At 53.4% G+C, this 15,419-nt stretch carries 13 protein-coding genes; 10 read left to right on the forward strand and 3 right to left on the reverse strand.

From position 1 onward, the window contains the following. From rsmB to def, 3 genes are read right to left on the reverse strand one after another with little or no spacing between them, the layout of a single operon-like run. Window positions 1-1,317 (reverse strand): 16S rRNA (cytosine(967)-C(5))-methyltransferase RsmB, encoded by a 1,317-nt coding sequence (gene rsmB / locus JYB63_RS07565; RefSeq protein WP_205657251.1) that lies wholly within the window; start codon window positions 1,315-1,317, stop codon window positions 1-3. A 9-nt stretch (window positions 1,318-1,326) separates the two neighbouring features. Then, window positions 1,327-2,283, reverse strand: a complete 957-nt coding sequence (gene fmt, locus JYB63_RS07570) for a methionyl-tRNA formyltransferase (RefSeq protein ID WP_205657252.1) — start codon at window positions 2,281-2,283, stop codon at window positions 1,327-1,329. A gap of 9 nt (window positions 2,284-2,292) precedes the next feature. Beyond that, window positions 2,293-2,799: a peptide deformylase gene (gene def / locus JYB63_RS07575; RefSeq protein WP_205657253.1), complete on the reverse strand. Its 507-nt coding sequence runs from the start codon at window positions 2,797-2,799 to the stop codon at window positions 2,293-2,295. A 197-nt stretch (window positions 2,800-2,996) separates the two neighbouring features. On the opposite strand from def, the gene JYB63_RS07580 reads away from it, so the two are divergent. From JYB63_RS07580 to JYB63_RS07625, 10 genes are all read left to right on the forward strand, one after another. Further along, window positions 2,997-4,040, forward strand: coding sequence for a LysM peptidoglycan-binding domain-containing protein (locus JYB63_RS07580; RefSeq protein ID WP_205657254.1), 1,044 nt, complete (start codon window positions 2,997-2,999; stop codon window positions 4,038-4,040). 46 nt (window positions 4,041-4,086) lie between these two features. Continuing rightward, complete coding sequence (gene dprA / locus JYB63_RS07585; RefSeq protein WP_205657255.1) at window positions 4,087-5,217, forward strand: DNA-processing protein DprA; 1,131 nt, start codon at window positions 4,087-4,089, stop codon at window positions 5,215-5,217. A gap of 181 nt (window positions 5,218-5,398) precedes the next feature. Further along, window positions 5,399-5,956: an L-threonylcarbamoyladenylate synthase type 1 TsaC gene (gene tsaC, locus JYB63_RS07590; RefSeq protein ID WP_205657256.1), complete on the forward strand. Its 558-nt coding sequence runs from the start codon at window positions 5,399-5,401 to the stop codon at window positions 5,954-5,956. Window positions 5,957-6,029: 73 nt separating this feature from the next. Continuing rightward, entirely contained in the window at window positions 6,030-6,944 is a 915-nt protein-coding gene (gene hemF / locus JYB63_RS07595) for an oxygen-dependent coproporphyrinogen oxidase (protein WP_205657257.1), read from the forward strand. A gap of 1 nt (window position 6,945) precedes the next feature. After that, window positions 6,946-7,773, forward strand: coding sequence for a shikimate dehydrogenase (gene aroE / locus JYB63_RS07600; RefSeq protein WP_205657258.1), 828 nt, complete (start codon window positions 6,946-6,948; stop codon window positions 7,771-7,773). 203 nt (window positions 7,774-7,976) lie between these two features. Beyond that, entirely contained in the window at window positions 7,977-10,352 is a 2,376-nt protein-coding gene (locus JYB63_RS07605) for an AAA family ATPase (RefSeq protein WP_205657259.1), read from the forward strand. A gap of 357 nt (window positions 10,353-10,709) precedes the next feature. Next, on the forward strand, window positions 10,710-11,708 hold the full coding sequence (locus JYB63_RS07610) for a BMP family lipoprotein (protein WP_205657260.1): 999 nt from the start codon (window positions 10,710-10,712) through the stop codon (window positions 11,706-11,708). A gap of 26 nt (window positions 11,709-11,734) precedes the next feature. Continuing rightward, on the forward strand, window positions 11,735-13,300 hold the full coding sequence (locus JYB63_RS07615; protein ID WP_205657261.1) for an ABC transporter ATP-binding protein: 1,566 nt from the start codon (window positions 11,735-11,737) through the stop codon (window positions 13,298-13,300). Next, window positions 13,300-14,439: an ABC transporter permease gene (locus JYB63_RS07620; protein WP_205657262.1), complete on the forward strand. Its 1,140-nt coding sequence runs from the start codon at window positions 13,300-13,302 to the stop codon at window positions 14,437-14,439. Before JYB63_RS07615 ends, JYB63_RS07620 begins: the two co-directional genes overlap by 1 nt. After that, window positions 14,436-15,410: an ABC transporter permease gene (locus tag JYB63_RS07625; protein WP_205657263.1), complete on the forward strand. Its 975-nt coding sequence runs from the start codon at window positions 14,436-14,438 to the stop codon at window positions 15,408-15,410. Before JYB63_RS07620 ends, JYB63_RS07625 begins: the two co-directional genes overlap by 4 nt. Window positions 15,411-15,419 lie beyond the last annotated feature (9 nt).

Genomic DNA, 15,419 nt, shown 5'->3' on the forward strand with positions numbered 1-15,419 from the left:
TCACTCGCCGCCGTTATCGGGGCTTTCTGCTTTGCTCAGTAATGCGTAATAGAAACCGTCGTGACCGTCCGGTTGCGGAAACAACTGACGTCCATACGGACGCGCCTGACCCCAGCTGGCTTCTATGTCGTGGTGTACCGCGTCTTCCTGCTGTTTCAGGAAGCGCTCTACAACCCGTTCGTTTTCCTGCGGGAATACTGAACAGGTTGCGTAAACAAGCTTGCCGCCGGGCTGTAACATCTGCCAGCCATTTTTAAGGATGGCCAGTTGGATGTCGGCCAGCGGCTTTAAATCTTCATTGCGGCGCAGCCCTTTAATGTCCGGATGGCGGCGAATAACACCGCTGGCAGAACAGGGTGCGTCAATCAGGATGCGGTCAAACAGCTGGCCGTCCCACCATTCCTGAGAGGCTGCGTCGGCGACGATTACTTCGGCGTCCAGTTGCAGGCGCTGAAGGTTTTCTTCAATACGGCTGGCGCGCTTTGCTTCTAACTCAACGGCAACTGCAGCGCTTAGCTCAGGCTCCTGCTCCACGATATGGCAGAGTTTTCCGCCCGGTGCCGCACATGTATCCAGTACCCGTTGTCCGGGCTTAAGGTCCAGCAGGTCTGCACTCAGTTGAGCAGCTTCATCCTGAACGCTGGCAAAACCTTCATCGAAGCCGGGTAGCAGATCCACGTCGCAGGCTTCATCAAGCTGGATTGCCTGCCCGGAATGCGCGCCGGGAAAGGCATCGATTTCTGCTTCGTCCAGCCAGTCAAGGTACTGATCCCGGGTACAGCGTTGCTGATTGATCCGAAGGGTCATTGGCGGTTGCTGATTATTTTGCTCGAGGATGAATTCCCAGTGCTGTGGCCAGTTATGGCGCAGCTTGTCGATCATCCATGTCGGATGATTGAAGCGGAATTCCGGTTCGTTATTCAGGGTGGCAAAGATGCTTTCCTGTTCCCGCTGTAAGCGACGCAGCACGCCGTTCAGTAATCCTTTCGCCCAGGGCTTGTTCAGCTGGGCGCAGGCTTCAACCGTTTCGCCAATGCTGGCGTGAGCGGGAATGCGCATTTCCAGTAACTGATACATGCCCAGCATCAGCAGGGCCTGAAGGTCCTGCTCCTGCTTTTTAAAGGGCTTTTTCAGCATGTAGTTAGTGAGTGCTTGCAAGCGTGGCAGGTTTCGCAGTGTGCCGTAGCACAGTTGTTGCAGCAAGCCTCTGTCCCGTTCCGAAACCCGGCTCAGACCTTTGCTGAGTTCAGTGTTCAGGGAAGCTTTTTGCAACAGGATCGGAGTCAGGGTCTGGGCGGCAATGGCGCGGCTGTTCATATAGGTGCGTTATCCCAGCTGTGTGCCGTCCGCGAACAGGTCGCGTTTAGAATTCAGAACCGCGGCGGTTGGCATGGCTTTGCTGCCCGGTAGCTGAATGTGCAGTAACTTCAGGCTGCCTTTACCGCAGGCAACATGAATGGCTTTTTTGTCGGTAGAGATAACGGTACCTGCTGCGGCAGTACTGTCTTTATCGCTGATATCCGCCTGCCAGATACGCAGGGTTTCACCGTTCAGCTGGGTATAGGCAACGGGCCATGGTGAGAGGCCGCGAATTTGTCTGGCAACGGCTTCTGCACTTTGGTTCCAGTCGATGATGCCTTCGGTTTTTTCCAGCTTGTGGGCGTAATTTGCCAGGCTGTCATCCTGAGGCTCGGCCTGCAAACTGCCGTCTGCCAGTCCGGGCAGGCTGGCCAGCAGGGCTTCTGCACCGATAACGGCCAGCCGGTCATGCAGTTCGCCGCTGGATTCTGTTGTGCTGATTTCGCAACTGCTTTTCAGCAACATTCCGCCGGTATCCAGGCCTTCATCCATTTGCATAATGGTGACACCGGTTTCAGCATCGCTTGCCAGAACAGCTCTGTGAATAGGGGCGGCGCCGCGCCAGCGTGGCAGCAGAGAAGCATGTACGTTGATACAGCCCAGACGGGGTGCTTCAAGCACTGCTTTGGGCAGCAGAATGCCGTAAGCAACCACCACCATCAGATCGGCTTCAAGGCTTTGCAGTGTTTCCAGCGCCCCTTCTTCTTTGAAGTTCAGGGGCTGGTATATATCCAGCTGGTGATCGAGGGCGACCTGTTTAACCGGACTGGGTTTGAGCTTACGCCCCCGCCCTGCCGGACGGTCTGGCTGCGTGTATACGCCGATAACGTTGTGCCCGGCATCAAGCAGTGCCTGCAGATTAGTGGCAGCAAAGTCCGGGGTGCCGGCGAAGATTATCCGCAAACCCCTGGCTGAATCAGACATTGGCGTCCCTTATACGTGTTGGCGGTGAGCTTTTTCGAGCTTGCTGCGAATACGGTTCCGTTTCAGCGGAGACAGGTAATCAACGAACAGTTTGCCGTCCAGGTGATCGATTTCGTGCTGAATACACACGGCCAGCAGTTCATCTGCTTCCATGGTGTATTCTTCACCGTGTTCGTTATGGGCGGTCAGGCGTACTTTGTTTGGGCGAACAACGTTTTCATAGAAGCCCGGGACGGATAAGCAGCCTTCCTGCATTTTGTCGGTTTCTGTTGTCAGAGGCTCAACGACCGGATTAATAATCACCATCGGTTCGTTTTTCTCTTCAGACAGGTCGATGGTAATGATACGCTGATGGACATTGATCTGCGTTGCCGCCAGGCCGATGCCAGGAGCATCGTACATGGTTTCAAACATGTCTTTGACCAGTTGGCGTAACTCGTCATTGAATTCGGTAACGGGCTCCGCAACGGTACGAAGGCGTGGATCTGGAAACTCAAGAATAGGTAATAGGGCCATAACTGCAACTGTAAAGAAATGGTTGAAATACGCGCGCTTAATCGCAAGAATCAATATTATACTGATATCGATACGCAATGCATTGTCGATACTGGGCTCAGGGTGACTAAAATCTATTAATTCAGCAGTATTGGACGTGTTTTTACATGTTTGTAAGGGATTACAGGATCAACTGCTGTCAGACAAGGAATCAAAGGATGCGCCGATTTATCAGTGGTTTGCTTTGTTTATGTTTAGCCGGCTGGTTAATGACCTCCTCGGCAACAGCGAAAGATAAGGGCGATATACTCGCTTTGAAAAAGGATTATCCATCGGAATATATCGTTGTTAAGGGCGATACTCTCTGGGATATTTCTGCGCTGTTTCTTCAGTCCCCATGGAAGTGGCCTGAATTGTGGGGCTTTAACCCGCAAATTGATAACCCCCATTTAATCTATCCCGGCGACCGGCTGACACTGGTATGGGTCAACGGCAAGCCGCGTCTGCAGCTGAATAAGGGCATTCGTAAGCTCAGTCCGAAAGCGAAAGTCAGTCTGCTGGATGACGCCATTCCTGCTATTCATCTGAAAGATATCAGCAGCTTCCTCAGTGAGCATGTGGTGAAGGGTTCCGATACGTTGTTGGAAGCACCTTATGTTCTGGGCAGTACCAATAACCGTTTGGTGGCGGGTGCCGGTGACCGGGTGTATGCCCGTGGTGAGCTGGTCGAGGATTACCACTACCAGAATCTTTACCGCCCTGCCCGGGAGTTCATTGATCCGGATACCCAGGAGTCGCTGGGCTTTGAACTGAGAAAGGTTGGTGAAGCCAGTGTATTCGCCCGTAAAGAAGACATTATTTCTCTGGACTTACTTGAAACGAATGAAGAAATTTCCAGTCTTGACCGGGTGTTCCCGAGTGAAGATAAGCGGGTGACCTCGACGTATTATCCGAGTGAGCCTGAAGGGGAAATCAACGGCCGGATTCTGTCGGTTGTTCGCGGGGTTAAACAAGCCGGTCAGTATGATGTTGTGGCGATCAACAAAGGTACCCGGGAAGGTCTGGATACCGGTCACGTACTATCGGTTTACACTGCCGGTGAGCTGTTGATTGATCCGGTCACAAAAGAGCCGGTTACCCTGCCTGCTGAAAAGTCCGGGCTGATGATGATTTTCAGTCCTTTCGAAAAAGTCAGTTACGCACTGATCCTCAAAGCAACCAATGTGATTGCTGTTGGTGACGAGGTGCGTAACCCCGAGTAAGCAAACAAAACTCCGGCTGAATGCCTCCTAAGGACAGGAAATCTTCATGGACCGCTCACAACGTGATGGTATTGTTTTTACGCTGATTCCGGGGCTTGGCCGCCGTAAGTGCCACGCCCTGCTGAAGCAGTTTGGCTCGGTGTCCCGGGTGCTGGACTTATCAGCAGAAGAGCTGGTTGCGCTTGGTCTGAGCGATGCTGTTTGCCAGGCTGTCAGTGCTTACAGACAGGGGCTGTTTGCTGCTGAGTACCTGCAGCGGGTGAGTGACTGGCTGTTTGATCCTGAACATCATGTCATCCTCTGGGAAGATGATGTCTACCCTCCTCTGCTACGAACTATTCCTGATCCGCCGCTGGTCCTCTATGTAAGGGGCAATGTGGATTGTCTGTATCAACCCCAGCTGGCTATTGTTGGCAGTCGTAATGCCAGTCGCGGTGGCTTGCAGAATACCCGGCGTTTTGCCGGGGCGCTGAGTAAGGCGGGCTTTGTGATTACCAGCGGACTGGCACTGGGGATTGATGGTCAGGCACATCAGGCGGCCGTGGATAACGGGCGTCCGACAGTGGCCGTACTTGGCTGTGGGGTGGATGTGACCTATCCGCGCAGACACTGCAGTCTGGCCGAGCAGATTCTGCTGCATCAGGGGGCGCTGGTGTCAGAGTTTCCGCTGGGAACCGTGCCCCTCAGTTATAATTTTCCCCAGCGTAACCGTATTATCAGTGGCTTATCCGCCGGTGTTCTTGTGGTGGAAGCTGCTCTGCGCAGCGGTTCGTTGATTACCGCCCGACAAGCGCTGGAACAGGGCCGGGAAGTGTTTGCCCTGCCGAGTACTCTGAATAACCCACAGGGGCACGGTTGCCATGCACTGATTCGGGAAGGCGCCACACTGGTTGAAACCACCGCGCATATTATTGAGCCTCTGAGCAGCATACTGGGGTGCTATGCCCTGGAAGACGGAGATAGCGTTGCTCAGCCGGAAACAAGCCGTACAGAAGTTGTCGGTGCGCTGGATGCAGAGTTGCAGGCGCTGTTAATACTGATCGGCTATGAAGTGACGCCGCTGGATTATCTGGTCGAAAAATCAGGTCTGCCCGCAGGGGATATTATGGCTAAACTGGTTGGGCTGGAACTACAGGGGCTGGTTGAAAACCGTCCGGACGGATATCTGCGGCTGTAATTGCATCTGAAAAGTGGGCAGGCACCGGGCTTCAGCCACAGTTTTGATTGATAAATCGCCGCAATTAGAGTAATTTTCTGGCCTTTTCCGGCCAGTATTCTGAAGCTGTTCAGCGTTAAATTTACAATGAACACAGGATAGTCTGGCGAGTAATTTTATCTGATCTTGGGCAGTTCTATCTATGCAAGACTGGCATGTGCGTCAGGCAGCCCGGGCAATGCACCACGGCGGTGTGATTGCTTATCCTACCGAAGCAGTCTGGGGTCTGGGTTGCGATCCGTATAATCTGACTGCTGTTCAGCATCTGCTTGCGATGAAACGCAGGCCTATGCACAAGGGGCTGATTCTCGTTGCCTCTGACACCGAACAAATCGCGCCTTTGCTGGCAAACCTTACCGAAGAACAGCGCCAGAAAGTGCTGGCTACCTGGCCGGGTCCTGTTACCTGGGTATTGCCTGATCCGGACGATATTATCCCCTCCTGGATTAAAGGAAAACACAGTTCTGTTGCTGTGAGAGTAAGTGCTCACTTAGGCGTAAAAGCGTTATGTGAGGCCTTTGATTCCTTTGTTGTTTCAACATCTGCAAATTACGCAAGTCAAGAGCCTGCAAGGGATAAGCTGAAAGTGAATATTAACTTCAGGTGCGATTTGGCATATGTTTTGCCAGGAGAGTTAGGCAGTATGGCACAGCCTACACAGATTCGCAGCCTGGAAACGGATGCGTTATTACGCAGCTGATCAGAGTTGTAAATGCATCTGCAACTTCGCCCCCTGCTGCCGGGCATGGCAGCAATAGTAAGAGGAAGAGTTTATGTCTGCCGTTGATATCGCTGCGGTTAAAGAATACTTAATGGATTTACAGGATCGCATCTGTGCAGCGCTGGAAGCAGCCGATGGCAGTGCCTGTTTCCGTGAAGACAGCTGGGACCGTGAAGGTGGTGGCGGTGGTCGTACCCGGGTGATGGAGTCCGGCGGGGTTATTGAAAAAGGCGGTGTGAATTTTTCCCATGTGTTTGGCGATAAGCTGCCAGGTTCTGCGACTGCACACCGTCCTGAGCTGGCGGGTCGTACATTTCAGGCCATGGGCGTGTCACTGGTGATCCACCCGCATAACCCGTATGTGCCGACGTCTCATGCCAATGTTCGCTTTTTTGTGGCGGAGAAAGAAGGTGAAGAACCGGTGTGGTGGTTCGGTGGCGGTTTTGACCTGACGCCCTACTACGGCAATAAAGATGACTGTGTTGCCTGGCATCAGGCAGCCAAGGATGCCTGCGATCCCTTCGGTGAAGATGTGTATCCCCGTTATAAAAAGTGGTGTGATGAGTATTTCCACCTTAAGCACCGGGATGAGCCGCGGGGCATTGGCGGTTTGTTCTTTGATGATCTGAATGAGCTGGGCTTTGATCAGAGTTTTGCGCTGATGCGTTCAATTGGTGATGCATACGCGCCGGCTTACTGTCCGATTATCGAACAGCGTAAAGACATGCCTTATGGCGAGCGTCAGCGGGACTTCCAGCTGCACCGCCGGGGGCGTTATGTGGAGTTTAATCTGGTGTTTGACCGCGGCACCTTGTTTGGGCTGCAGTCTGGCGGGCGTACGGAATCGATTCTGATGTCTCTTCCGCCGGAAGTTCGCTGGGGTTATGACTGGAAGCCGGAACCGGGTACTGAAGAAGCCGAGCTGTATGATGTTTACCTGAAGCCCACCGAATGGCTGGAGGCCTGAGATGACCGTGCGTTATGCTGTTTTCGGTAATCCGATTAAGCACTCTAAATCGCCTCTGATTCATACTGCTTTTGCCCGTCAGACCGATCAGGCGCTGCGCTATGATGCCATGCTGATTCCTGAAGACGGATTTGCAGAAGGTGTGAACACGTTTCTGGATGATCAGGGCCGTGGCCTTAACGTTACCATCCCGTTTAAGGAAGAAGCCTGGGCGCTGGCAGAACAGCGCAGCCCAAGAGCGGAGTTGGCCGGCGCGGTAAACACTTTGTACCGTAATGAGGCCGGTGAACTGTGCGGCGATAATACTGACGGTGTCGGGCTGGTAACTGATATTGTCGATAACCATGGCGGCCGTATTGAAGGTGCAGACGTGCTGATCCTGGGTGCCGGCGGTGCAGTCCGTGGTGTGCTTGAGCCGGTACTGGCAGCAAAGCCTAAACGGGTGGTCATTGCCAACCGTACTTTGTCCCGGGCCGAAACCTTACGGGATCTGTTTGCAGATTACGGTGATATCAGTGCAGTGAGCTTTGATCAGCTGCAAGGTGAGCAGTTTGATCTTGTAATTAATGGCACGGCTGCCAGTTTGCAGGGGGAAGTACCGCCACTGCCGGATGATCTGCTTAAAGCCGATGCCTGGTGCTATGACATGATGTACAGTGCTGAACCTACCGCATTTAACCGCTGGGCAGATGCCCATGGGGCTGCAAAGGTAATTGATGGTTTGGGCATGTTGGTTGAGCAGGCCGCGGAATCCTTTTTTATCTGGCGCGGGGTACGTCCTGACACCGGAGAAGTTATTCAGGAGCTGCGCCGTCAGCTGAACGCCTGAAGCCCTTTCATACCGGGTACTGTATTGCCTTCGGCAAACAGTACCCGGTGTCTTAACTGCATTGCTTTTTTCTGTTTCCTTTCTTCTGCTTCTTTTCTGAATTCAATAGCTTAGCGGTACATATAATGTGCAGTTGTAAACTTGCGTGAGAATTTTTGCAGGGTTATAAAGAGGTTATCCCGAATCTCTGCAGGGGCCTCAATATGGAAAAAGAGACGTTACTTTCACCGGATCAGCTGTACCGCCAGTGCAGTACAGAGCTGTTACCTTTCAAAACAACGGAAACCCTCGAGCCCTATGCCGGTTTTTTTGGCCAGGAACGTGCCATTGAAGCCATGGAGTTCGGTATTGGCATGACCCGCCCCGGGTACAATATTTTCGTAATGGGTAATCCCCATACCGGACGTTTTTCTTTTGCGATGGACAGCCTTAAGACCATTGCCAAGAAAGCCAATGCCAAACCTAAAGACTGGTGTTACCTGAATAATCTGGATGATTCCCGCCGCCCGCTGGCCATTGAAATGGCTGCCGGTAAAGCCTGGATGCTCAAACGGGACATTAAACATCTTATTGAAGGTATCCTCACCGAATTACCCGCTGCTTTTGAAAGCCCGACCTATCAGCGTAAGAAAGGTAAGGTCGAGCGGGATTTCAACCGTCTCTATGATCAGGCCATTGAAGAAGTGGATGATCTGGCCCGGGAACACAGTATCGCCCTCTTCCGGGATGCCGGCTCTATTGGCTTTACGCCGGTTGCCGACGGTCAGGGGATGGATGAGGCGGCGTTTTCCCAGCTACCGGAAGAAGTCCGTGATCAGTTCACCAGCAACATATCCAAGCTGGAAGAATATCTGAACGAGCAACTGGCCAGCCTGCCGCAGTGGAAGCGTGAAGCCGGTGACCGGATGAAGGTGCTGGACCGGGAAACCGCCCGCAAAGCAATTAATCCTCTGCTGCAGCCGCTGCGGGAAAAGTACAACAGCAATAACAGCCTGATGAGCTATTTCACCCAGCTGGAAAAGAATTTGGTGAAAACGGCGACGGATCTGATTGCGGAAGAAAAACCCAATGAAAACCGTACCGATACTGCCCGCCGGCTGTATATGGATCAGACCTACGGTGTGAACCTGCTGGTGGATAACCAGAAGACCAAAGGCGCGCCGGTGGTGTTCGAGTCCCACCCTACCTATGACAACCTGTTTGGCCGGGTGGAGTACGCCAGTGAAATGGGTTCGGTCAGCACCAACTTTCAGCTGATCCGCTCCGGCGCCCTGCACCGGGCGAATGGCGGTTATCTGATTCTGGAAGCTGAAAAGCTGATAGAGCAGCCCTTTGTATACGGTGCCCTGAAGCGGGCGCTGAAGGCTCATGAAATCCGTATTGAGAACCCGATCTCGGAAATGACCGGCATGGGGAATGTCAGTCTGGCGCCGGAGTCGATTCCGCTGAACGTCAAACTGGTATTGATCGGCACCCGTAATACTTACTACCTGCTTCAGGATCTGGATCACGACTTTGAAAAGATGTTCCGCGTGGTGGTGGATTTTGATGAAGATGTGAAGCGTGAGCCGGCAACCATCCGTAACTATGCCCGGCTGATGAAAACCCTGGCCGATGAAGAAGGGCTGGCACAGCTGACTCGTCAGGGGGTGGCGCGTTTGGTGGAACACAGCTCCCGGCTGGTGGAAGATCAGGACTTACTGTCCGCTCATGTAGGTGAGCTGGTAGATCTGTTGTGTGAGGCGGATTACCGCCGGGTGCAGCAGAAGGACGAGCTGATCAACGATAGCCATGTTGAACTGGCGCTGGATGCCAAAGAGCGTCGCACCAACCGTATATCAGAGAAAATTCTCGACAGCATTCTCAATGAAACGGTACTGATTGATACGTCTGGTGAAGCGGTGGGCCGCAGTAACGGCCTGACGGTGTTGGGTGTTGGCGATGTTTCGTTTGGTTTTCCTGCCCGGATTACCGCCACGGTCCACCCGGGTAATAAAGGCATCATTGATATTGAGCGTGAAGTTACCCTGGGACAGCCAATTCACTCTAAAGGGGTGCTGATCCTGTCCGGGTATCTGGGGCATAAATATACCCAGGACTTCCCGTTGGCGCTGTCTGCCAGCATTGCGCTTGAACAGTCTTACGGTTACGTGGACGGCGACAGTGCCTCGCTGGCGGAAATCTGTACTCTTATTTCCGCGCTGACCCATATTCCGATTCAGCAGCATTTTGCCCTCACAGGCTCCATTAACCAGTACGGTGAAGTGCAGGCAATCGGCGGTGTGAATGAAAAAATTGAGGGCTTCTTTAAAGTCTGTAAAACCCGGGGGCTGACCGGCCATCAGGGCGTGGTCATTCCACAGGCTAATGTGCGTAACCTGATGCTTAAGCGTGAGGTGGTAGATGCGGTCGCAGAGGGGCAGTTCCGTATTCACGCGGTGGCGACGGTTGATCAGTGTCTGGAAGTGCTTATGGGACGTAAGGCCGGGCTGCTGAAAGAGGACGGCAGCTTTACACAGCGGTCTGTGAATGCGCAGGTTGTGAAGCGCTTACGTGAGATAGCCAAGGCCAAACCCTGAATAAGGGCTATTATTGACTGTACGATTGACGGTTAGCGGTCATAATTTGGCCGCTAATGGTTAATCTGACAGGCAGTTTGCTGTATCCTTTCGTCTAATTTGCCAAATTTTGACCAGGCAGAAAAATTAGTATCGGTGGTGTAGGGAATTCGGGCTTAGCTGGCCGCTGAATGGCTGCGTCTGCATACCGGTTCCGGTGGCGTAAACTGCGTCGGAAGGTGCTGCCGGTAATACTGTTTTGATGAACTTTTTTAAGAACTTTTTTTGAAAAGCTTTGTGCGCGACTGGCAGTTTGCCAGTGACGCACAAAGTATCACGAAACATAACAATAAAGCTATGACTACAGGGGATAAATCCATGAAATTTCAGTTACTTGCGCTATCTGCGGCGGTTGCTATCAGCGCATCTGCAACAGCGGCTGATCTGAAGCCAGCTGTTGTATTCGATATGGGTGGTAAGTTTGATAAGTCGTTCAACGAAGGCGTATACAACGGTGTTGAGCGTTTCAAGAAAGAAACCGGTATCAAGTACAAGGAATTTGAAGTGACTAACCCTGCCCAGCGTGAGCAGGCAGTACGTAAAATGGCGCAGCGTAAAGCTGACCCGGTAATCAGTGTTGGTTTCGCGCAGGCATCTGCGGTTGAGAAAGCCTCAAAAGCTTACCCGGACACCCGCTTCACCATCATCGATATGGTTGTTGATCAGCCAAACGTTCAGTCCGTTGTGTTCAAAGAGCAGGAAGGTTCTTTCCTGGTGGGCATGCTGGCGGCAATGAAGTCTGAAAGCAAAGTAGTCAGCTTTGTGGGCGGCATGGATATCCCGCTGATCCGCCGTTTTAACTGCGGTTACGTGCAGGGCGCGAAATACGCGGTAAACAATGTTGAAGTGATCAGCAACATGACCGGTACTACGCCTGCTGCCTGGAACGATCCGGGTAAAGGTGGCGAGCTGGCTAAGAGCCAGTTTGACCGCGGTTCCGATGTTGTATTTGCCGCGGCCGGTGCAACCGGTGCCGGTGTTTACCAGGCTGCTAAAGATGCCGGTAAATTCGCTATCGGTGTAGATTCTAACCAGAACCACCTGCACCCGGGCACCATGCTGACATCTATGACCAAGCAGGTTGATATTGCTGCATACAACTCCTTCAAAGCTGCACAGGACGGTACCTGGAAGCCGGGTATTAACGTACTGGGGCTGGCTGAAGGCGGTGTAGACTGGGCGCTGGATGAGCACAATAAAGATCTGATTACACCGGAAATGAAGGCTGCTGTTGAACAGGCGAAGGCTGACATCATTGCCGGTAAGATCGTGGTTCATGACTACATGGCGGATAACACCTGTCCGGCAATGAACTGATTACAGCGTTAAACGACTGAAGCAGTATGACCATAAGTAACCCTCAACAGGCGGCTGACCAGCCGCCTGCTATTGATCTGCGCAAGATCAATAAACGTTTTGGGCCGGTCCATGCTAACCGCGACGTCGACCTGCAGGTCGGTCGCGGTACAGTGCATGGCATTATCGGTGAAAACGGCGCCGGCAAATCCACCCTGATGAGTATTCTCTACGGCTTCTACGAAGCAGACAGTGGCGAGATACTGATTAACGGTAAGGCGGTGAAAATTCGTGCCTCTAAAGATGCCATCAATGCTGGCATTGGCATGGTGCATCAGCATTTCATGCTGGTGGATACTTTTACTGTACTGGAAAACGTAATGCTGGGGGCGGAAGCCAGCAGTTCATTGCGCCACAGTATGGTTGATGCCCGTAAAGAGTTGCAGCGGCTGTCAGAAGAATACGGCCTGGCGGTCGATCCTGATGCCATGACCGGCGATCTGCCGGTGGGTTTGCAGCAACGGGTGGAAATTCTTAAAGCGCTGTACCGCGGTGCGGATATTCTGATTCTTGATGAGCCAACCGGGGTACTCACACCTCAGGAAGCCGATCAGCTGTTCAGTATCCTCGACACCCTGCGCAGCCGTGGAGTCAGCGTGATGCTGATTACCCATAAATTACAGGAAATTCTGGCCATTACTGATCATGTATCAGTGATGCGTGCCGGCACCATGGTGGCAGACCGGGTAACGGCAGAAACAAATAAAGAAGAACTGGCCGAACTGATGGTGGGCCGTAAAGTTCTGCTGCACGTGGATAAAGCACCGGCGCAGCCGGGCGACGTGCTGTTACAGGCCGACAACCTGACCGTGCGTGATGCCGATGCGGTTGCCCGTCTGGATGATGTCAGCCTGCAACTGCGGGCCGGTGAAATCGTCGGTATTGCCGGGGTCTCCGGTAATGGCCAGACCGAGCTGCTGGAAGTGCTCAGCGGCATCCGTCCGGTTGAAGACGGCAAGCTGAATGTAAATGGCACCCTGATTGATGCAGCCAATGTGCTGGACGCCAAAGACCTGCGCCATCTGAGCGTTGGGCATGTGGCGGAAGACCGCCACCGTCTGGGCATGGTTACCGCGTTCAGTGCCCGTGAGTCCGCCATTATGGGCTTTCAGGATGAACCTGAGTTCAACCGTGGCCTACTGACCGATGGCGCTGCTATTACCCGCCACTGTCAGCAACTGATGGATGAATTCGATGTACGTCCGGGTAACCCGGATCTGAAATCGGCGAACTTTTCCGGCGGTAACCAGCAGAAACTGTGTATTGCCCGGGAAATGGAACGTCAGCCAAAAGTGCTGTTAGTTGGCCAGCCAACTCGTGGGGTGGATATCGGCGCGATCGAGTTTATTCACCAGCAAATTGTGAAGTTAAGGGATGCCGGCAGTGCGGTACTGGTTGTATCGGTAGAACTTGAGGAAGTTATGTCTCTGTGTGACCGTATTCTGGTGATGTTTGAAGGCCGGATTGTCGGCGAAATTGCCGCCAGCGATGCGGATGCCAAAACTCTGGGTCTGATGATGGGTAATGCCAGCGAAGCAGGAGGAAATGCCTGATGAGTAACCGTACCCTGCCAGCCTGGATTGATATTGGCCTGATCCCACTGATCAATATCTGCCTGGCATTTATTGTGTCTGCCGGTGTCATTATGCTGATTGGCGAAAGCCCGCTGGAAGCCGTTCAGGTCATGCTGTTCGGTGCATTCGGCTATGGCGAAGGCATTGGCTATACCCTGTATTACGCCACTAACTTTATCTTTACCGGCTTAGCCGTGGCGGTGGCCTTTCATGCCGGGCTGTTCAATATCGGCGGTGAAGGTCAGGCCTATTTAGGCGGCCTGGGCGTGGGGCTGATCTGCCTGATGCTCGACAGCTGGCTTCCATGGTGGGCGCTGTTGCCGTTTGCTATTGCTGCCGGTGCTTTGTTTGGCGCGGCCTGGGCGTATATTCCTGCGTATCTGCAGGCGTACCGGGGCAGCCACATTGTAATCACTACCATTATGTTTAACTTCATTGCATCCGCACTGATGGTCTATCTGCTGGTAAACGTCCTGATTGAACCGGGCAGCATGTCGCCGCAAACCCGTAGCCTGGCGGAAGGTGCCACCCTGCCCTATATGTATCAGGTGTTTGCTGCCTTCGGGATTGAGATTGAACAGAGCCCGCTGAATGTATCCCTGATTCTGGCGCTGCTGGCCTGTGTGCTGGTGTGGTTGCTGATCTGGCACACCCGCTGGGGCTATGCCATCCGGATGATCGGCTTCAATGAAAAAGCGGCTGTTTACAGCGGGATTAATACCCGCCGTACTATTGTGATCAGTATGTGCATTTCCGGTGCACTGGCGGCCATGGTAGGCATTAATGAGGTGATGGGTGCGCAGCAGCGGGTGTTGCTGGAATTCGTGGCCGGTGCCGGTTTCACCGGGATTGCCGTGTCGCTGATGGGGCGCAACCATCCGCTGGGCATTATTGCCGCCAGTATCTTATTCGGAGCCCTGTATCAGGGCGGTGCGGAACTGTCATTTGAGATCTCGACCATTACCCGTGATCTGGTCGTTGTGATTCAGGGTCTGGTGATTCTGTTTTGCGGTGCGCTTGCCTACATGCTCAAGCCGACGCTGGAAAAACTGTTCCTGCGTTATACCCTGAGTAAAGCGGCCCGTCAGGATAATCTGGCAGAGGAGGCTCAGTCATGAATGATGTATTACTGATGCTGGTGTCAATTCTGGACTCAACCATCCGGGTATCTACGCCGCTGATTCTCTGCGCCATGGCGGGGGTCTTCTCCGAACGCTCTGGCATTGTGGATATTGGCCTTGAAGGCAAGATGCTGGCCGGTGCGTTTGCTGCAGCAGCCACTGCCGCAGTGACCGGTTCCGCCTGGCTGGGACTTGGCTGCGCCATCATTGTCTCGGTGGGTATGGCCCTGCTGCACGGCTTTGCCTGTATTACCCATCGGGGTAATCAGGTGGTCAGTGGTCTGGCGATTAACATTCTGGCTTCCGGCCTGACGGTAACACTTGGGATTGCCTGGTTCGCCCAGGGCGGCCAGACGCCACAGCTGAGCGGTGATGCCCGTTTTGCTGCACTGGAGTTTCCGGGAGCAGCTGCCGTGGCAGACGTGCCGGTGATCGGTGCCATTTACAGTGAATTACTGAGTGGCCATAACCTGCTGGTGTACATCGCGCTGTTAGCCGTGCCGCTGACCTGGTGGGTGATTTTCCGCAGCCGTTTTGGCCTGCGTCTGCGGGCGGTGGGTGAAAACCCGCAGGCGGTGGATACTGCCGGTATTTCTGTTGCCTGGCTACGTTACCGGGCGGTGATCTGTGCAGGTCTGCTGTGTGGTATCGCCGGTACCTATCTGTCGACGGCGCAAAATGCGGCGTTCCTGAAGGACATGTCTGCCGGTAAGGGCTATATCGCCCTGGCAGCGCTGATTTTCGGTAAGTGGCATCCTAAGGCTGCACTGTTTGCCTGTTTGCTGTTCGGCTTTCTGGAAGCCTTGTCTGTACGGCTTCAGGGCGTTCAGCTGCCGGTTATCGGTGAAGTACCGGTACAGCTGATGCAGGCCCTGCCTTATGTGCTGACGGTAATTCTGCTGGCCGGCTTTATTGGCAAAGCGATTGCGCCGAAAGCGATCGGTATTCCGTATAACAAGGAACGCTGAGGAGCTGAG

Source organism: Aliamphritea spongicola, assembly GCF_017051665.1.
Lineage (GTDB): Bacteria > Pseudomonadota > Gammaproteobacteria > Pseudomonadales > Balneatricaceae > Amphritea > Amphritea spongicola.

Excerpts from the sequence above, each read along its gene's own strand:
- rsmB (WP_205657251.1), bottom strand. The coding sequence starts at position 1,317 with ATGAACAGCCGCGCCATTGCCGCCCAGACCCTGACTCCGATCCTGTTG.
- fmt (WP_205657252.1), bottom strand. The coding sequence starts at position 2,283 with ATGTCTGATTCAGCCAGGGGTTTGCGGATAATCTTCGCCGGCACCCCG.
- def (WP_205657253.1), bottom strand. The coding sequence starts at position 2,799 with ATGGCCCTATTACCTATTCTTGAGTTTCCAGATCCACGCCTTCGTACC.
- JYB63_RS07580 (WP_205657254.1), top strand. The coding sequence starts at position 2,997 with ATGCGCCGATTTATCAGTGGTTTGCTTTGTTTATGTTTAGCCGGCTGG.
- dprA (WP_205657255.1), top strand. The coding sequence starts at position 4,087 with ATGGACCGCTCACAACGTGATGGTATTGTTTTTACGCTGATTCCGGGG.
- tsaC (WP_205657256.1), top strand. The coding sequence starts at position 5,399 with ATGCAAGACTGGCATGTGCGTCAGGCAGCCCGGGCAATGCACCACGGC.
- hemF (WP_205657257.1), top strand. The coding sequence starts at position 6,030 with ATGTCTGCCGTTGATATCGCTGCGGTTAAAGAATACTTAATGGATTTA.
- aroE (WP_205657258.1), top strand. The coding sequence starts at position 6,946 with ATGACCGTGCGTTATGCTGTTTTCGGTAATCCGATTAAGCACTCTAAA.
- JYB63_RS07605 (WP_205657259.1), top strand. The coding sequence starts at position 7,977 with ATGGAAAAAGAGACGTTACTTTCACCGGATCAGCTGTACCGCCAGTGC.
- JYB63_RS07610 (WP_205657260.1), top strand. The coding sequence starts at position 10,710 with ATGAAATTTCAGTTACTTGCGCTATCTGCGGCGGTTGCTATCAGCGCA.
- JYB63_RS07615 (WP_205657261.1), top strand. The coding sequence starts at position 11,735 with ATGACCATAAGTAACCCTCAACAGGCGGCTGACCAGCCGCCTGCTATT.
- JYB63_RS07620 (WP_205657262.1), top strand. The coding sequence starts at position 13,300 with ATGAGTAACCGTACCCTGCCAGCCTGGATTGATATTGGCCTGATCCCA.
- JYB63_RS07625 (WP_205657263.1), top strand. The coding sequence starts at position 14,436 with ATGAATGATGTATTACTGATGCTGGTGTCAATTCTGGACTCAACCATC.